22 protein-coding genes are annotated in these 13,337 nt (G+C 65.9%); all 22 read right to left on the bottom strand.

All coding sequences use genetic code 11. The features are described 5' to 3' along the window. Nucleotides 1–62: 62 nt before the first annotated feature. The 22 genes from rplO to fusA all read right to left on the bottom strand — a co-directional run bounded on the left by rplO (nucleotide 63) and on the right by fusA (nucleotide 13,259). Entirely contained in the window at nucleotides 63–590 is a 528-nt protein-coding gene (gene rplO / locus NR792_RS01805) for a 50S ribosomal protein L15 (protein ID WP_120523536.1), read from the bottom strand. A gap of 16 nt (nucleotides 591–606) precedes the next feature. Next, nucleotides 607–876 carry a 50S ribosomal protein L30 gene (gene rpmD, locus NR792_RS01800; RefSeq protein ID WP_120523537.1) on the bottom strand — a complete coding sequence of 90 codons (270 nt, stop codon included), beginning with the start codon at nucleotides 874–876 and terminating at the stop codon, nucleotides 607–609. 2 nt (nucleotides 877–878) lie between these two features. Continuing rightward, a complete protein-coding gene (gene rpsE, locus NR792_RS01795; protein ID WP_014395877.1) occupies nucleotides 879–1,400 on the bottom strand; it encodes a 30S ribosomal protein S5 in 522 nt (173 codons plus the stop codon). 22 nt (nucleotides 1,401–1,422) lie between these two features. After that, nucleotides 1,423–1,779: a 50S ribosomal protein L18 gene (rplR, locus tag NR792_RS01790; RefSeq protein WP_120523538.1), complete on the bottom strand. Its 357-nt coding sequence runs from the start codon at nucleotides 1,777–1,779 to the stop codon at nucleotides 1,423–1,425. A 108-nt stretch (nucleotides 1,780–1,887) separates the two neighbouring features. Further along, on the bottom strand, nucleotides 1,888–2,454 hold the full coding sequence (gene rplF / locus NR792_RS01785; protein ID WP_120552130.1) for a 50S ribosomal protein L6: 567 nt from the start codon (nucleotides 2,452–2,454) through the stop codon (nucleotides 1,888–1,890). 64 nt (nucleotides 2,455–2,518) lie between these two features. Further along, on the bottom strand, nucleotides 2,519–2,917 hold the full coding sequence (gene rpsH / locus NR792_RS01780) for a 30S ribosomal protein S8 (RefSeq protein WP_120553366.1): 399 nt from the start codon (nucleotides 2,915–2,917) through the stop codon (nucleotides 2,519–2,521). A gap of 169 nt (nucleotides 2,918–3,086) precedes the next feature. Further along, entirely contained in the window at nucleotides 3,087–3,272 is a 186-nt protein-coding gene (locus NR792_RS01775) for a type Z 30S ribosomal protein S14 (protein ID WP_120523541.1), read from the bottom strand. 26 nt (nucleotides 3,273–3,298) lie between these two features. Continuing rightward, nucleotides 3,299–3,952, bottom strand: a complete 654-nt coding sequence (gene rplE, locus NR792_RS01770; protein ID WP_120523542.1) for a 50S ribosomal protein L5 — start codon at nucleotides 3,950–3,952, stop codon at nucleotides 3,299–3,301. Nucleotides 3,953–4,128: 176 nt separating this feature from the next. Beyond that, nucleotides 4,129–4,458 (bottom strand): 50S ribosomal protein L24, encoded by a 330-nt coding sequence (gene rplX / locus NR792_RS01765; RefSeq protein ID WP_120523543.1) that lies wholly within the window; start codon nucleotides 4,456–4,458, stop codon nucleotides 4,129–4,131. Nucleotides 4,459–4,500: 42 nt separating this feature from the next. Further along, nucleotides 4,501–4,869, bottom strand: a complete 369-nt coding sequence (gene rplN, locus NR792_RS01760; protein ID WP_014395870.1) for a 50S ribosomal protein L14 — start codon at nucleotides 4,867–4,869, stop codon at nucleotides 4,501–4,503. A 65-nt stretch (nucleotides 4,870–4,934) separates the two neighbouring features. Further along, nucleotides 4,935–5,261: a 30S ribosomal protein S17 gene (gene rpsQ / locus NR792_RS01755; RefSeq protein ID WP_169821648.1), complete on the bottom strand. Its 327-nt coding sequence runs from the start codon at nucleotides 5,259–5,261 to the stop codon at nucleotides 4,935–4,937. Nucleotides 5,262–5,344: 83 nt separating this feature from the next. After that, nucleotides 5,345–5,551 (bottom strand): 50S ribosomal protein L29, encoded by a 207-nt coding sequence (gene rpmC / locus NR792_RS01750; protein WP_120523545.1) that lies wholly within the window; start codon nucleotides 5,549–5,551, stop codon nucleotides 5,345–5,347. A gap of 75 nt (nucleotides 5,552–5,626) precedes the next feature. Continuing rightward, nucleotides 5,627–6,046, bottom strand: a complete 420-nt coding sequence (gene rplP, locus NR792_RS01745) for a 50S ribosomal protein L16 (protein ID WP_014395867.1) — start codon at nucleotides 6,044–6,046, stop codon at nucleotides 5,627–5,629. A 63-nt stretch (nucleotides 6,047–6,109) separates the two neighbouring features. Then, complete coding sequence (gene rpsC / locus NR792_RS01740) at nucleotides 6,110–6,772, bottom strand: 30S ribosomal protein S3 (RefSeq protein ID WP_120523546.1); 663 nt, start codon at nucleotides 6,770–6,772, stop codon at nucleotides 6,110–6,112. 41 nt (nucleotides 6,773–6,813) lie between these two features. After that, complete coding sequence (gene rplV, locus NR792_RS01735) at nucleotides 6,814–7,158, bottom strand: 50S ribosomal protein L22 (protein ID WP_014395865.1); 345 nt, start codon at nucleotides 7,156–7,158, stop codon at nucleotides 6,814–6,816. 35 nt (nucleotides 7,159–7,193) lie between these two features. Continuing rightward, complete coding sequence (gene rpsS / locus NR792_RS01730) at nucleotides 7,194–7,481, bottom strand: 30S ribosomal protein S19 (RefSeq protein WP_014395864.1); 288 nt, start codon at nucleotides 7,479–7,481, stop codon at nucleotides 7,194–7,196. Nucleotides 7,482–7,494: 13 nt separating this feature from the next. After that, complete coding sequence (rplB, locus tag NR792_RS01725; protein WP_338270243.1) at nucleotides 7,495–8,340, bottom strand: 50S ribosomal protein L2; 846 nt, start codon at nucleotides 8,338–8,340, stop codon at nucleotides 7,495–7,497. A gap of 38 nt (nucleotides 8,341–8,378) precedes the next feature. Beyond that, on the bottom strand, nucleotides 8,379–8,672 hold the full coding sequence (locus tag NR792_RS01720) for a 50S ribosomal protein L23 (protein ID WP_120523548.1): 294 nt from the start codon (nucleotides 8,670–8,672) through the stop codon (nucleotides 8,379–8,381). After that, nucleotides 8,669–9,292, bottom strand: coding sequence for a 50S ribosomal protein L4 (gene rplD / locus NR792_RS01715; RefSeq protein ID WP_014395861.1), 624 nt, complete (start codon nucleotides 9,290–9,292; stop codon nucleotides 8,669–8,671). Before rplD ends, NR792_RS01720 begins: the two co-directional genes overlap by 4 nt. Before the next feature lie 51 nt (nucleotides 9,293–9,343). Further along, nucleotides 9,344–9,652: a 30S ribosomal protein S10 gene (gene rpsJ, locus NR792_RS01710; RefSeq protein WP_002633608.1), complete on the bottom strand. Its 309-nt coding sequence runs from the start codon at nucleotides 9,650–9,652 to the stop codon at nucleotides 9,344–9,346. Nucleotides 9,653–9,847: 195 nt separating this feature from the next. After that, nucleotides 9,848–11,038 (bottom strand): elongation factor Tu, encoded by a 1,191-nt coding sequence (gene tuf / locus NR792_RS01705; protein ID WP_143901324.1) that lies wholly within the window; start codon nucleotides 11,036–11,038, stop codon nucleotides 9,848–9,850. Nucleotides 11,039–11,177: 139 nt separating this feature from the next. Then, a complete protein-coding gene (gene fusA, locus NR792_RS01700) occupies nucleotides 11,178–13,259 on the bottom strand; it encodes an elongation factor G (protein WP_375758329.1) in 2,082 nt (693 codons plus the stop codon). Nucleotides 13,260–13,337 lie beyond the last annotated feature (78 nt).

Here is a 13,337-nt window from a genome sequence, read left to right as displayed (position 1 = left end):
CGCGGAAGCCTACACAAGGCTGGGGGCGCGCACCACATCACCGTGATGCGCGCCGGTCACGCCTACGCCCGGGGCTGGCGAGGAGCCTTGACGCCCTTGCCGGCGTGGGCCTTGGAGGCCGACTCCGGCTTGTGCGCCACCAGCGGGAGCTCTTCCACGGAGCCGCCCGCCTTCTCGATGTTCTCGCGGGCCGCCGCGGACACCTTGTTCACGCGAACGGTCAGCTTCTTGGCGAGCTCGCCATGGGCCAGGACCTTCACGCCGTCATAACGGCCCTTGACCAGGCCCGCCTGCTTCAGCGCGGCCTCGTCCACCGTGGCGCCCGCATCGAACACGTGCTCCAGGTCGCCCAGGTTCACCACCGCGTAGGTGGTGCGGTTGGGCGGGTTGAAGCCGAACTTCGGCAGGCGGCGCTGCAGCGGGCTCTGGCCGCCTTCGAAGCCCTCGAACCGCATGTTGCCGGAGCGGGCCTTCTGGCCCTTGCCGCCGCGGCCGGCCGTCTTGCCCAGGCCGCTACCCTGGCCACGGCCCACGCGCTTCTTGCGGTGCCAGGAGCCCTCAGGGCGCTTCAGATTGGTCAGGATGCTCATGATGGATCCTCAGTTCTCAGGCCTTGGCCTTGGCGGCCAGGCGCTCCAGGGCGCGGTCCCGGGCGACAATCTTCCGGGGCTTGCGGCGCTTGGGCGCCGGAGCCTCCTGGCTGACCGTCTCCAGGGAGACCAGGTGCTTCACCTTGAACACCATGCCGCGCACCGCCGGGGTGTCCTTCAACAGCCGCTCGTCGCCGAACTTCTTCAGACCGAGGCCCTTGATGGTGGCCAGCATGTCCTCGGAAGAACCCGAGTAGCTCTTCGTCAGCTTCACCTTGAGCGCCATGGCTAGCCCCTCGCCTCGCCCGCGAGCTTCTGCGTCTCGACGTCCTTGCCACGCAGCCGCGCGACCTGCTCGGCGCTGCGCAGCAGCTTCAGGCCCGCGACCGTGGCCTTCAGCACGTTGTGCGGATTCCGCGAACCCTGGCTCTTGGTCAGGATGTTGCGGATGCCCGCCGCCTCCAGCACCGCGCGCACCGCGCCACCGGCGATGACGCCCGTACCTTCGGAGGCCGGCTTCAGGAGCACCCAGCCGGCACCGAAGTGCCCCAGGATCTCGTGCGGGATGGTGTGACCCATGCGCGGAACGCGGAACAGGTTCTTCTTCGCGTTCTCGCCGCCCTTGCGGATGGCCTCGGGGACTTCGTTGGCCTTGCCCAGGCCCACGCCCACGTGCCCGTTGCCATCGCCCACCACGACGAGCGCGGCGAACGAGAAACGGCGGCCACCCTTCACCACCTTGGCCACGCGGTTGATGTTCACCACGCGGTCGGTCAGGTCCAGATCGTTCGGATTGATCGGAGTTGCCACTTGAGGAATTCCTTTCTGGTACCTAGAACTTCAGGCCGGCTTCGCGCGCGGCGTCGGCCACGGCAGCGATGCGCCCATGGTAGGGGAAGCCGTTGCGGTCGAACACCACCGCATCGACGTTGGCGGCCTTGCACTTCTCCGCGATGAGGGAGCCCACGCGCTTCGCGTCGGCCTTCTTGTCGCCCTCGTCCTTGCCCTTCAGCTCCTTGGACAGGGACGACGCATACGCCAGCGTGCGGCCGGTGGAGTCGTCCACCACCTGCGCGTAGATGTGCTTGAGGCTCTTGTACACCGTGAGCCGCGGGCGCTCGGTGGTACCCGAGAGCTTCTTGCGGATGCGGTTCTTCCTCTTGAGGCGCTGCTCGACAGTCTTGGACATGGCTGCTTCCTTTTCCGTCCGGCGGCGATGCGGCCTTCCGCCGCCGGATGATTCCGCCAGGCTTCAAGGCCCGGCGGGGTTGAATGCTCGGCGAAGACGCGGCGACGACTAGGTCGTACCGGTCTTGCCCTCCTTGCGACGGATGCGCTCCTCGGAGTACTTGATGCCCTTGCCCTTGTAGGGCTCCGGCGGACGCAGCGAGCGGATGTTGACCGCCGTGGCGCCCAGGGCTTCCTTGTCCGCCGAGCGGAGCGTGAGCCCCACCGTGGGAAGGCTGTCCTCGGTGCGGGAGACCTTGTCGACTTCCGCCGTCACACCCTCCGGCAGGTTGAACACCACCGGGTGCGAGTAGCCGAGCGAGAAGTGGATGGCCTTGCCCTTCACTTCCGCGCGGAAACCAACGCCGCGGATGTCCAGGCGCCGCTCGAAGCCCGTGGAGACACCCTTCGCCGCGTTGGCGAGGATGGTCCGCGTCAGGCCGTGCAGGCTGCGGGCTTCACGCGAGTCGTCCTCACGCTGCACCGTCACCTGGCCGTCCTTCACCTCCACCTTCACCTTGGCGGGGAGCTTGACGGACAGCTTGCCCTTGGGGCCGTCAAAGTTGACCTGCTGGTTGGCGACGTTCACCTTCGTCTTGTCGCCAAGCTTGATCGCCAGTTTTCCAATCCGACTCATGATTGCCTCGTGCTGTCGTCGCCCGGGGCGCGCTCCTCGCGGAGCGCATCACCCAGGCTCCTGGCTAGTAGACCGTGCAGAGCAGCTCGCCGCCGACCTTCTGCTTCCGGGCCTCGGTGTCCACCAGGATGCCGCGCGAGGTGGAGAGGATGGAGATGCCCATGCCGCCGAGCACCGGCTGGATGTCGCGCACCGCGACGTAGCGGCGCAGGCCGGGCTTCGACACACGGCGAATGCCGGTGATGGCCGGGCTGCGGTCCGGGCCGTACTTCAGCTGGACGGTGATCTCGCTCTGCGGCGCGACCTCGTGGATGGTGAAATCCCCGATGTAGCCCTCGTCCTTGAGGACCTTGACGATCTCCACCTTGAGCTTCGAGTGGGGAATGAGAACCTTGTCGTGCCGCGCACGCGAGGCGTTGCGCAGGCGGGTCAGCATGTCGCCGACGGGATCATTGACCGGCATGAAGCACCTTCAAGCAATGCGGGAGCTCCTTCAGGAGCACACCGCGCTTGCAGCCACCACGCCTGCCGGGCCCATCCCGGGGGTTCGCGGAGACCGCCACTTCCCTTCTACTTCAACCGGGCACCGCCCTGCCCTCTTCAGGACAGGGACGGCTTCCGGGTTCCAGCGCCTACCAGGACGACTTGGTGACGCCGGTGATTTCACCGCGCAGCGCGCGGTGACGCAGGCAGATGCGGCACATCTTGAACTTGCGCAGGAAGGCGCGAGGACGACCGCAGAGCGGGCAGCGGTTGTACTGACGCACGGGGAACTTCAGCTTGCGCTTCGCCTGGGCAATCTTGGAGAGCTTGGCCATGATCGATGGGAGTCCTGGGCTCGGTCCTACTGACGGAACGGCATGCCGAAGTGACGCATCAGCGCCAGTCCCTGCTCGTCGTTCGGGGCGGTGGTGACGAAGCTGATGTTGAGCCCCTTCACCTTCTCGATCTGATCGTAGTTGATTTCCGGGAAGATGATCTGCTCGCGGACACCGAGCGTGTAGTTGCCCTTCCCGTCGAAGGCCTTCGGGGACACGCCCTTGAAGTCACGCACGCGCGGCAGCGCGACGGTGATGAGGCGGTCCATGAACTCGAACATGCGGTCGCCGCGCAGCGTGACGGCGGCACCGATGGCCTGGCCCTGGCGCAGCTTGAAGTTCGCGATGGACTTGCGCGCGCGCGTCACGACCGGCTTCTGACCGGTGATGGCGGCCAGCTGGTCCACCGCCGACTCCAGGATCTTGTTGTTGGCGAGCGCCTCGCCCAGACCCATGTTGACGACGATCTTCTCCAGCCGCGGCACTTCCATGGGGTTCTTGAGCCCCAGTTCCTTCATCAGCGCGGGGACGCCTTCCGAACGGAAGCGGTCCTTGAGGCGCGCCGAGCGGGCCTTCAGGCCCTCTTCGATGTTCGCGGCGAAGCCGACCTTCTTGGCTTCTTCTTTGCCGCGCTTCTTGCTCTTCTTTTCCTTCGAGTCGGCCTTCTTCTCGTCAGCCATCTGTCATTCCCCTGCTTCGGGGCGCCGTCATGGACCCAGCGCGTCCGATCAGTCCTGCGTCTAGAACGTGGAAACACCCGGAGAGCCCAACCATTTCAGCTCTCTGGACGTGCACGCCCGCTTGCCCCACCACATGGTGGGGCAAGGGGCGCGCATACATGCCCGAACACCGACCCCTAGTCAATCAGGGCGTCACACTGCTTGCAGAACCGCTTGGAGGACTCCCCCTCCTTGCGGATGCCGACGCGCGTCGGCTTGTCGCACTTGGCGCAGACCACCTGGACGTTCGAGAGCGCGATGGTGCCCGGCTTCTCGATGATGCCGCCCTCGGGGCTCTGCGGCGTCTTGCGCATGTGGCGCTTGACCAGGCGCAGGCCCTCGACCGTCACGCGGCCCGCCTCCCGGTCAACCTTCAGCACCTTGCCGCGCTTGGTCGCCGGCGTCTTCTCCGAGCGCTCAGACCCGGAGATGACCTGGATGGTGTCACCGACTTTCAGCTTCTGCATGGCTTCCTCACTCTGGCTGTTCGCCGTCAGGCCTGCGTCCTCTTAGAGGACCTCGGGCGCCAGCGAGATGATCTTCATGAACTTGCGGGCACGCAGCTCACGGGCGACCGGCCCAAAGATGCGCGTCCCGATGGGCTCCAGGTCCTTGTTGATGAGGACCGCCGAGTTGCCGTCGAACTTGATGTAGCTGCCATCCGCACGACCCACCTCGCGACGGGTGCGGACGATGACGGCCTTCGCGACGTCACCCTTCTTCACCTTGGAGTTGGGCAGGGCCTCGCGGATCGACACGACAATCACGTCGCCGATGGAGGCGTACTTGCGCTTGGAGCCGCCGAGAACCTTGATGCAAAACACCTTCTTGGCGCCCGAATTGTCGGCCACATCGAGCACACTCTGCATCTGAATCATGTGAAGTCTCCTCTTGCTCGAACCCGTCCACGCGCTTCATGGCGCACGGACGCGGTGTGGCCTACCTAGACGTTCTTGCTCTTCTCCAACACCTCGACCACGCGCCAACGCTTGTCCTTCGAAGCGGGCTTGGTCTCGGCGATGCGCACCCGGTCACCCTCGTTGATGGTGACCTTCTTCGGGTAGTCGTGATCCTCGACGTGCGCCTTGTACTTCTCGCGCAGGCTCATGATCTTCCCGTACTTCGGGTGGGGAGCACGACGCTGGACGGTGACGACCACCGTCTTCTGCATCTTGTTGGAGGTGACGATGCCCACGCGGGTCTTGGGACGACCCCGGGTGGAGGTCTCGGCAGCGGGCGTTTCGGTCGCTTCAGCCATGTTGGTTCTCACTGTCTGTCATGCACCCGGGCCCTCTGCCCGGATGGCCACGAACATCCGGGTGAGCCCGGATGCCCGCGGATGCACTGCTACTACTACCCCGCCTTCGCGGCCCGGGCCTTCTGGCCCAGGACGGTGAGGATGCGGGCCAGATCACGGCGGTGCTGCACGCCCTCAGCGGGGCTGTCCAGCGAGCCGGTCCGACGCTTGAGCCGATCCTGGACCAGCGTGTCGCGCAGTTCCTTCGCGCGGTTCTGCAGGTCGTCCGTCGACAGGTCCTTCAGTTCCTTCGCAGTCGCCATCTTGGTCTCCTCGGCACGGGATGCGGGCGCCCTCCCCTGTCACCAGGTGGAGCGCCCGCCCCCGGCGGTGCGTGACTACAGCGAGAGCTCGCTGCGGCGCACGATCTTGGTGAGCACCGGCAGCTTCGCCTGCGCCAGCTTCAGCGCACCGGTGGCGATCTCCTGCGTCATGCCCTCCATCTCGTAGAGGACGCGTCCCGGCTTGACGACCGCGACGTAGTACTCCACGCCACCCTTACCGGTACCCATACGGGTTTCGGCGGGCTTCTTCGTGATGGGCTTGTCCGGGAAGATCCGGATCCAGATCTTGCCGCCGCGCTTCACGTGGCGGGTCATCGCGATACGGGCCGCCTCGATCTGGCGCGAGGTGATCCAGCCCGGCTGGAGGCTCACCAGGCCGAACTCACCGTAGGTGAGGTCGCTGCCGCGGTGGGCCGAGCCGAACATGCGGCCCTTCTGCATCTTGCGGTATTTGGTTCGAGCAGGCTGAAGCATGGTCGATGTCCTTCGTGCCTTCCGTGCAGGGCGGGTCTCTTAAACCCGCCCCACAGGGGCGTCTTACCGGTTGGTGGGCATGGGGGCCTGGCCGCCCTTGCCGGGGAGGACCTCGCCCTTGCAGATCCAGACCTTGCAGCCAATCTTGCCGTAGGTCGTCTTGGCCTCGGCGAAGCCGAAGTCGATGTCCGCGCGGAGGGTGTGCAGGGGCACGCGGCCCTCGCGGTACCACTCGTAGCGGGCCATCTCGGCGCCACCCAGGCGGCCCGAGCAGGCCACGCGGATACCCTTGGCTCCGAACTTCATCGCGGTCTGCAGCGCCTTCTTCATGGCGCGGCGGAAGGCGATGCGGCGCTCGAGCTGCGTGGCGATGTTCTCCGCCACGAGCTGCGCGTCGGTCTCGGCCTTGCGGACCTCGACGATGTTCAGGAAGACCTCGTTCTTGGTGAACTGCTGCAGGTCCTTCTTGACGGTCTCGATGCCAGCGCCGCGCTTGCCGATGACGATGCCCGGCCGAGCGGTGTGGACGTTGACCTTCACCTTGTTGGCGGCGCGCTCAATCTCCACCTTGGACACGCCCGCGTGGTTCAGCGACTTCTTCACGAACTCGCGGATGCGGATGTCCTCGTGGAGCCACTGGGCGTAGTTCTTGTGCTCGAACCACTTGGAGTCCCAGGTCTTGATGACGCCGAGCCGGAACCCGATCGGATGTACTTTCTGTCCCAAACTGAATCTCCTTGGTGCGTCCGGGCGGGGCCCGACGGGTCCTACTTCTTGGCCTCGGCCAGCACGACGTGGACGTGGGCAGACTTCTTCTGGATGGGCGTCGCGCGTCCCATGGCGCGCGGCATGAACCGGCGCTGGGTGGCGGCCTGGTCCACGGAGATGGTCTTGACGTAGAGCGTATCCACGTCGACCTGACCCTTGGACAGGTCCGTCGCGTTGGCGACGGCGCTCTTGATGAGCTTCTCCACCGGCCGCGCGGCAGCGCGCGGGGTGAACTTCAGGATGTTCAGGGCGGCCTCAACAGGCTTGCCCCGGATGAGCGCCGCGACGAGGGACAGCTTGCGCGGGCTCATGCGCAGGTGACGCAGATGTGCAGTCGACTCCATGGTCATCTCCTCAGGCTCTCAGGCGTGCGAACGGGCTACTTGCCCGGGGCCTTGGCGACCTTCTTCTCCGCCGAGTGCCCACCGAAGGTGCGCGTAGGAGCGAACTCGCCGAGCTTGTGGCCCACCATGTTCTCCGTGACGAACACCGGAATGAACTTCTTGCCGTTGTGAACGGCGAAGGTGTGACCCACGAACTCAGGGAGAATCGTGGAGCGCCGGGACCAGGTCTTGACGACCGCCTTCTTGTTCGCGGCGATCATCCCCTCGATCTTCTTGAGGAGGTGATCGTCAACGAACGGACCCTTCTTGATCGAACGAGCCATGTTTCAAATCCTCTTACTGGCTGCGCGCGCCCTGGCGGCGGCCGCTCACGATGAACTTGTCGGTGCGCTTGTTGGTGCGCGTAGTGAGGCCCTTGGTCTTCTTGCCCCACGGAGACACCGGGTGCGGGTTACCCTGGCCGGACTTACCCTCACCACCACCGTGCGGGTGGTCGACAGGGTTCATCGCCAGACCGCGGACGGTGGGACGGATGCCCAGCCAGCGGCTCTTGCCCGCCTTGCCGATGCGGATGATTTCGTGCTCGATGTTGCCCACCTGGCCCACGGTGGCGCGGCACTCGATGAGCACCTTGCGCACGGCGCCCGAGGGCATACGGACCTGGGCGTAGCGCTCCTCCTTCGCCATCAGCTGGCCGGAGGTGCCCGCGGAGCGGATGACCTGGGCGCCACGGCCCGGCTTCAGCTCCACGTTGTGGATGACCGTACCCACCGGGATGTTCTGCAGCGGCAGGCTGTTGCCCGGCCGGATGTCGGCGGTGGAGCCGGCGAACACGGTGTCGCCCACGCTCAGGCCCACGGGGGCCAGGATGTAGCGCTTGTCGCCGTCCGCGTAGTGCAGGAGGGCGATGTTGGCGGTGCGGTTCGGGTCGTACTCGACCGCGACGACCTTGGCCGGCACGCCGTCCTTGTCACGACGCTTGAAGTCGATGACGCGGTAGCGGCGCTTGTGACCACCACCCTGGTGGCGGCGGGTGATGTGCCCGTGGACGTTGCGGCCACCGGAGCGCTTGATGGGCTCGGTGAGGGACTTCTCCGGCGAGTCCTTGGTGATGTCCGCGAAGTCGGACACCGTCATCAGACGGCGGGCGGCGCTTGTCGGCTTGTACTTCTTGATGCCCATGGTGTGTTCCTCTCAGGCGGATCTGTACGCCAGTGGCGTCAGACCGCTCCCCCTTCGAAGAGTTCGATCTTGTCACCTTCCTTGAGGGTGACGACCGCCTTCTTGAAGTTGGGGCGCTGGCCGATGCTCTTGCCCACCCGCTTCGTCTTGCCACGCACGATGTTGGTGCGAACACCCTCCACCGTGACCTTGAACAGGGACTGGACCGCGCGGGACACGTCGTGCTTCGTGGCCTTGCGGTCCACGATGAACGAGTACTGGCGGAACTTCTCCCGGGCCTTGTCCAGCTTCTCCGTGATGAGCGGGCCCTTGATGACGTCGTTCAGGTTCATGACAGGGACCCCTCGAGCGCCTTCGCGGCGGCGGAAGTCAGGACGATGTGCGAGTGCTTGAGCACGGACTCGAGGTTGAGACCCTCGGGCGGCAGCACGTCGAACTTCGCCAGGTTGCGCACGCTGCGGTGCAGGTTGGTGTTGCCACGCTCGTCGATGACCAGCGCGTTCTGGAGCTTCAGACGGCGCGTGAGCACCTCGAAGGCCTGCTTCGACTTCGGGGCGTCCAGCTTGAAGCCATCCAGGATGATGAGCTGCTTCTCCCGGGCACGCAGGGACAGCACGGCGCGCAGGGCACCGCGGCGGACCTTGCGGGGCGGCCGGTAGAAGTAGTCACGGGCCTTGGGGGCCATCGCCTTGCCGCCGCCCACCCAGTGGGAAGCGCGGATCGAACCCTGACGGGCGCGGCCGGTGCCCTTCTGCTTCCAGGGCTTCTTGCCGCCGCCGCTGACGAGCGAGGTGTTCTTCACCCCGACCGTGCCGCGGCGCCGGTTGATCTGCTGCATCTTCGCCACCTCGTAGAACAGGTGGGTGTTCGGCTCGGCGCCGAAGATCTCGTCGGAGAGCTCGATCTCCGACACCTTCTTCAAATCCAGGTCGACTACGTCAAACTTCGCCATGGCACTTTCCTCGGGGGTCAGAGTGAAACCACTCCGACGCCATCCCGCTTCCTAGGACTTGATCTCGACGTCAACGCCGGCAGACAGATCCAGCTTCATCAGCGCGTCCAGCGTCTGCTGGGTCGGCTCGAGGATATCGAGCAGGCGCTTGTGCGTGCGGATCTCGAACTGCTCGCGGCTCTTCTTGTCCACGTGCGGCGAACGCAACACGGTGAACTTGTTGATGCGCGTCGGCAGGGGGATCGGACCGGCCACCTTGGCGCCCGTGCGCTTGGCCGTCTCGACGATCTCCCCAGCACTCTGGTCCAGGAGCTTCGAGTCGTACGCCTTCAGCCGGATGCGGATCTTCTGTGTCGCCATTCGCAAGAACCTCTTTGAACGACCTCTGGGAACCGTGAGGCGGTACGCCCGTCAACGCCTGGATTTCAGAGAACCGTTTCTTCGGAACGAAGGGGCGCGGTGTGTACCACCACACCCCATGGGTTGCAACTGGATTTCCACCGGCTCCCCGGAACCGCCCACAAGGGGCCTTCCGGAGAGCTGGTGGGCTGAGTGCTACGCGATGATTTCCGCCACGACGCCCGCGCCCACCGTGCGGCCGCCTTCACGAACCGCGAACCGGAGCTCCTTCTCCATCGCGACCGGGGTGATGAGCTCCACCTCGATGGCGATGTTGTCGCCCGGCATGACCATCTCGACGTTGTCCGGCAGCTTCACCGTGCCCGTCACGTCCGTGGTGCGGAAGTAGAACTGCGGACGGTACCCCTTGAAGAACGGGGTGTGGCGGCCGCCCTCTTCCTTCGACAGCACGTAAATCTGAGCCTTGAACTTCGTGTGCGGCGTGATGCTGCCCGGCTTGGCCAGCACCTGCCCGCGCTCCATGTCCTCGCGCTTGAGGCCGCGCACCAGCGCGCCGATGTTGTCGCCCGCCCGGCCCTCGTCCAGCAGCTTGCGGAACATCTCCACGCCCGTCACCACCGTCTTCTGCGTCGCGCGCAGACCGACGACTTCCACTTCCTCGCCCACCTTGATGACACCGCGCTCCACGCGGCCGGTGGCCACCGTGCCACGGCCGGCGATGGAGAAGACGTCTTCCACCGGCATCAGGAAGGGCTTGTCCGTCGCGCGCTGCGGCGTCGGGATGTAGCTGTCCACCGCCTCCATCAGCTTCAGGATGGCCGGCTCGCCGATGTCGGAGGTGTCACCCTCCAGCGCCTTCACCGCGGAGCCGGGGACGATGGGGATGGTGTCGCCAGGGAACTCGTACTTCTTGAGCAGGTCGCGAACTTCCATTTCCACGAGCTCGCGCAGCTCGGGGTCGTCCAGCAGGTCCACCTTGTTCAGGAAGACCACGATGTAGGGCACGCCCACCTGGCGCGCCAGCAGGATGTGCTCACGCGTCTGGGGCATCGGGCCGTCCGCCGCCGACACCACCAGGATGGCGCCGTCCATCTGCGCCGCGCCCGTGATCATGTTCTTCACGTAGTCGGCGTGCCCCGGGCAGTCGACGTGCGCGTAGTGGCGGTTCTTCGTCTTGTACTCCACGTGCGCCGTGGAGATGGTGATGCCGCGCTCGCGCTCTTCCGGCGCCTTGTCAATCTGGTCGTACGCCAGGAACGTGGCGCCGCCCGTCTTCGCCAGCACCTTCGTGATGGCCGCCGTCAGCGACGTCTTGCCGTGGTCCACGTGCCCAATCGTTCCGATGTTCACGTGGGGCAGGCTGCGATCGAACTTTTCCTTGGACATGAACCGCTCCTCACGACGCCGCCGGTGCAACCCCGGCGGTATAGGACTTCGAGAGAACTTCCGAAGGGTGCTGCGTGTGCTTCAAAGCCGCTGGAACGTCAACAGAATTCGCCCGGCGGCTCCCCCTACGGCCAGGAGGTCAGTAGCTCGGGTTGAGCGCTGACTTGGGCGCCGGTGCGTAGTGCTTGAACTGCATGGTGTAGGTCGCCCTTCCCTGGCTCTTGCTGCGCAGGTCGGTCGAGTACCCGAACATGGCGGCCAGGGGCACCTCCGCCTGGATGGCCTGCACGCCGCCAGGCCGGGGCGTCATGCCCAGGATCTTCCCACGCCGGCCGTTCAGGTCGCCGATAACGTCGCCCATGGCGGCCTCCGGGGTGACGACCTCCGTGGCCATGATGGGCTCCAGGAGGACCGGGTTCGCCGCGCGGACCGCGTCCTTGAAGGCCATGGAGCCGGCGATCTTGAACGCCATCTCCGACGAGTCCACGTCGTGCATGGAGCCGTCATAGGCCTCCACCTTCACGTCCACCATGGGGTAGCCCGCCACGGGGCCGTTCTGCATGGCCTCCTTCGCGCCGTCGCGCGCGGCGTCCACGAACTCCTTGGACACGGCGCCGCCAGTGATGCTGTTGACGAACTCGAAGCCCTTGCCGGGCTCGTTCGGGGACACGCGCAGGTTGATGTGGCCGTACTGCCCCTTGCCTCCCGCCTGGCGGATGTACTTGCCCTCCGCCTCCTTCGTCCCGGTCACCGTCTCGCGGTAGGCCACCTGCGGCTTGCCGATGTTCGCGTCCACCTTGAACTCGCGCAGGAGCCGGTCGACGATGATTTCGAGGTGCAGCTCGCCCATGCCGGCGATGAGCGTCTGGCCCGTCTCCTCGTTGGAGCGCACGCGGAAGGACGGGTCCTCCATGGCCAGCCGCTGCAGGGCCTGGATGATCTTGTCCTGGTCCGCGGTGGACTTCGGCTCGATGGCGATGTCGATGACCGGCTCGGGGAACTCCATCCGCTCCAGGATGACGGGCTGCTTGTCGTCACAGAGCGTGTCGCCCGTGGTCGCGAGCTTCAGGCCCACCACCGCGCAGATGTCGCCGGCGTAGCACTCCGTCAGCTCGTCCTTCTTGTCCGCGCGCATCTGCACGAGCCGGCTGACGCGCTCGCGCTTGCCCTTCACGGAGTTCCACACCGCCGTGCCCGCCTCCAGCTTCCCCGAGTAGACGCGCAGGAACGTCAGCGTCTGCGACGAGAAGGACGGGTCGTTCATGATCTTGAACGCCAGCGCGCTGAAGGGCGCGTCGTCGCGCGTCTCGCGGATGGCGTCCTCGCCCTTGGGCGTCTTGCCGTGGATTGGCGGGATTTCGAGCGGGCTGGGCAGGTAGTCCACCACCGCGTCCAGCAGCGGCTGCACGCCCTTGTGGCGGAACGCCGAGCCGCAGAACACCGGGAACAGCTTCAGCCCCACGCAGCCCTTGCGGATGGCGCCGCGCACTTCCTCTTCGGTCAGCTCGTCGCCGTTGAGGAACTTCTCCGTGAGCGCGTCGTCCTGCTCCGCCGCGGCCTCCAGCAGCTCCCCGCGCGCGACGTTGGCGGCCTCCTGGTAGTCCTCCGGGATGTCCACGATGTCGAAGCGGCTGCCCTGCTCCGCGTCCTGGAACACCAGCGCCTTCATGCGCACCAGGTCGATGACGCCCTTGAGCTTGTCCTCGCTGCCCAGGGGCAGCTGCATGCGCACCGGACGCGCGCCGAGCTTCTCCTTGATGGTGCCGACGGACATCTCGAAGTCCGCGCCCACGCGGTCCATCTTGTTGATGAAGCAGATGCGCGGGACCTTGTAGCGGTCCGCCTGGCGCCACACCGTCTCCGACTGCGGCTCCACGCCGTTGACCGCGTCGAACACGGCGATGGCGCCGTCGAGCACGCGCAGCGAGCGCTCCACCTCGATGGTGAAGTCCACGTGCCCCGGCGTGTCGATGATGTTCACGCGGTAGCGCTGGCCCATCCGCTCCCAGAAGGCGCTGATGGCCGCGGAGGTGATGGTGATGCCGCGCTCGCGCTCCTGGACCATCCAGTCCGTGGTGGTGGTGCCTTCGTGCACCTCGCCCATCTTGTGGATGGCGCCTGTGTAGAACAGGATCCGCTCGGTGGTGGTCGTCTTGCCGGCATCGATGTGCGCCATGATGCCGATGTTGCGGTAGCGCTCGAGGGGGAACTCACGGGCCATGACTCGGTTCCTTCCGGACGTCTCTTGGGCTTTCAGCCAGGGCTGACAAACAAAACCGCCCGGACGCTGGCAGCGCAT

The organism is Corallococcus exercitus, assembly GCF_042231735.1.
GTDB classification, from domain to species: Bacteria; Myxococcota; Myxococcia; order Myxococcales; family Myxococcaceae; genus Corallococcus; species Corallococcus exercitus_B.
The sequence above is the reverse complement of the archived record's forward strand: the minus strand, read 5'-3'. Positions and strand labels throughout refer to the sequence as shown.

Bases quoted from the DNA above. Each gene is read 5' to 3' on its own strand.
- rplO (WP_120523536.1), bottom strand. From the start codon at position 590: ATGAGCATCCTGACCAATCTGAAGCGCCCTGAGGGCTCCTGGCACCGC.
- rpmD (WP_120523537.1), bottom strand. From the start codon at position 876: ATGGCGCTCAAGGTGAAGCTGACGAAGAGCTACTCGGGTTCTTCCGAG.
- rplR (WP_120523538.1), bottom strand. From the start codon at position 1,779: ATGTCCAAGACTGTCGAGCAGCGCCTCAAGAGGAAGAACCGCATCCGC.
- rplF (WP_120552130.1), bottom strand. From the start codon at position 2,454: ATGAGTCGGATTGGAAAACTGGCGATCAAGCTTGGCGACAAGACGAAG.
- rpsH (WP_120553366.1), bottom strand. From the start codon at position 2,917: ATGCCGGTCAATGATCCCGTCGGCGACATGCTGACCCGCCTGCGCAAC.
- NR792_RS01775 (WP_120523541.1), bottom strand. From the start codon at position 3,272: ATGGCCAAGCTCTCCAAGATTGCCCAGGCGAAGCGCAAGCTGAAGTTC.
- rplE (WP_120523542.1), bottom strand. From the start codon at position 3,952: ATGGCTGACGAGAAGAAGGCCGACTCGAAGGAAAAGAAGAGCAAGAAG.
- rplX (WP_120523543.1), bottom strand. From the start codon at position 4,458: ATGCAGAAGCTGAAAGTCGGTGACACCATCCAGGTCATCTCCGGGTCT.
- rplN (WP_014395870.1), bottom strand. From the start codon at position 4,869: ATGATTCAGATGCAGAGTGTGCTCGATGTGGCCGACAATTCGGGCGCC.
- rpmC (WP_120523545.1), bottom strand. From the start codon at position 5,551: ATGGCGACTGCGAAGGAACTGAAGGACCTGTCGACGGACGACCTGCAG.
- rplP (WP_014395867.1), bottom strand. From the start codon at position 6,046: ATGCTTCAGCCTGCTCGAACCAAATACCGCAAGATGCAGAAGGGCCGC.
- rplV (WP_014395865.1), bottom strand. From the start codon at position 7,158: ATGGAGTCGACTGCACATCTGCGTCACCTGCGCATGAGCCCGCGCAAG.
- rpsS (WP_014395864.1), bottom strand. From the start codon at position 7,481: ATGGCTCGTTCGATCAAGAAGGGTCCGTTCGTTGACGATCACCTCCTC.
- rplB (WP_338270243.1), bottom strand. From the start codon at position 8,340: ATGGGCATCAAGAAGTACAAGCCGACAAGCGCCGCCCGCCGTCTGATG.
- NR792_RS01720 (WP_120523548.1), bottom strand. From the start codon at position 8,672: ATGAACCTGAACGACGTCATCAAGGGCCCGCTCATCACGGAGAAGCTG.
- rplD (WP_014395861.1), bottom strand. From the start codon at position 9,292: ATGGCGAAGTTTGACGTAGTCGACCTGGATTTGAAGAAGGTGTCGGAG.
- rpsJ (WP_002633608.1), bottom strand. From the start codon at position 9,652: ATGGCGACACAGAAGATCCGCATCCGGCTGAAGGCGTACGACTCGAAG.
- tuf (WP_143901324.1), bottom strand. From the start codon at position 11,038: ATGTCCAAGGAAAAGTTCGATCGCAGCCTGCCCCACGTGAACATCGGA.
- fusA (WP_375758329.1), bottom strand. From the start codon at position 13,259: ATGGCCCGTGAGTTCCCCCTCGAGCGCTACCGCAACATCGGCATCATG.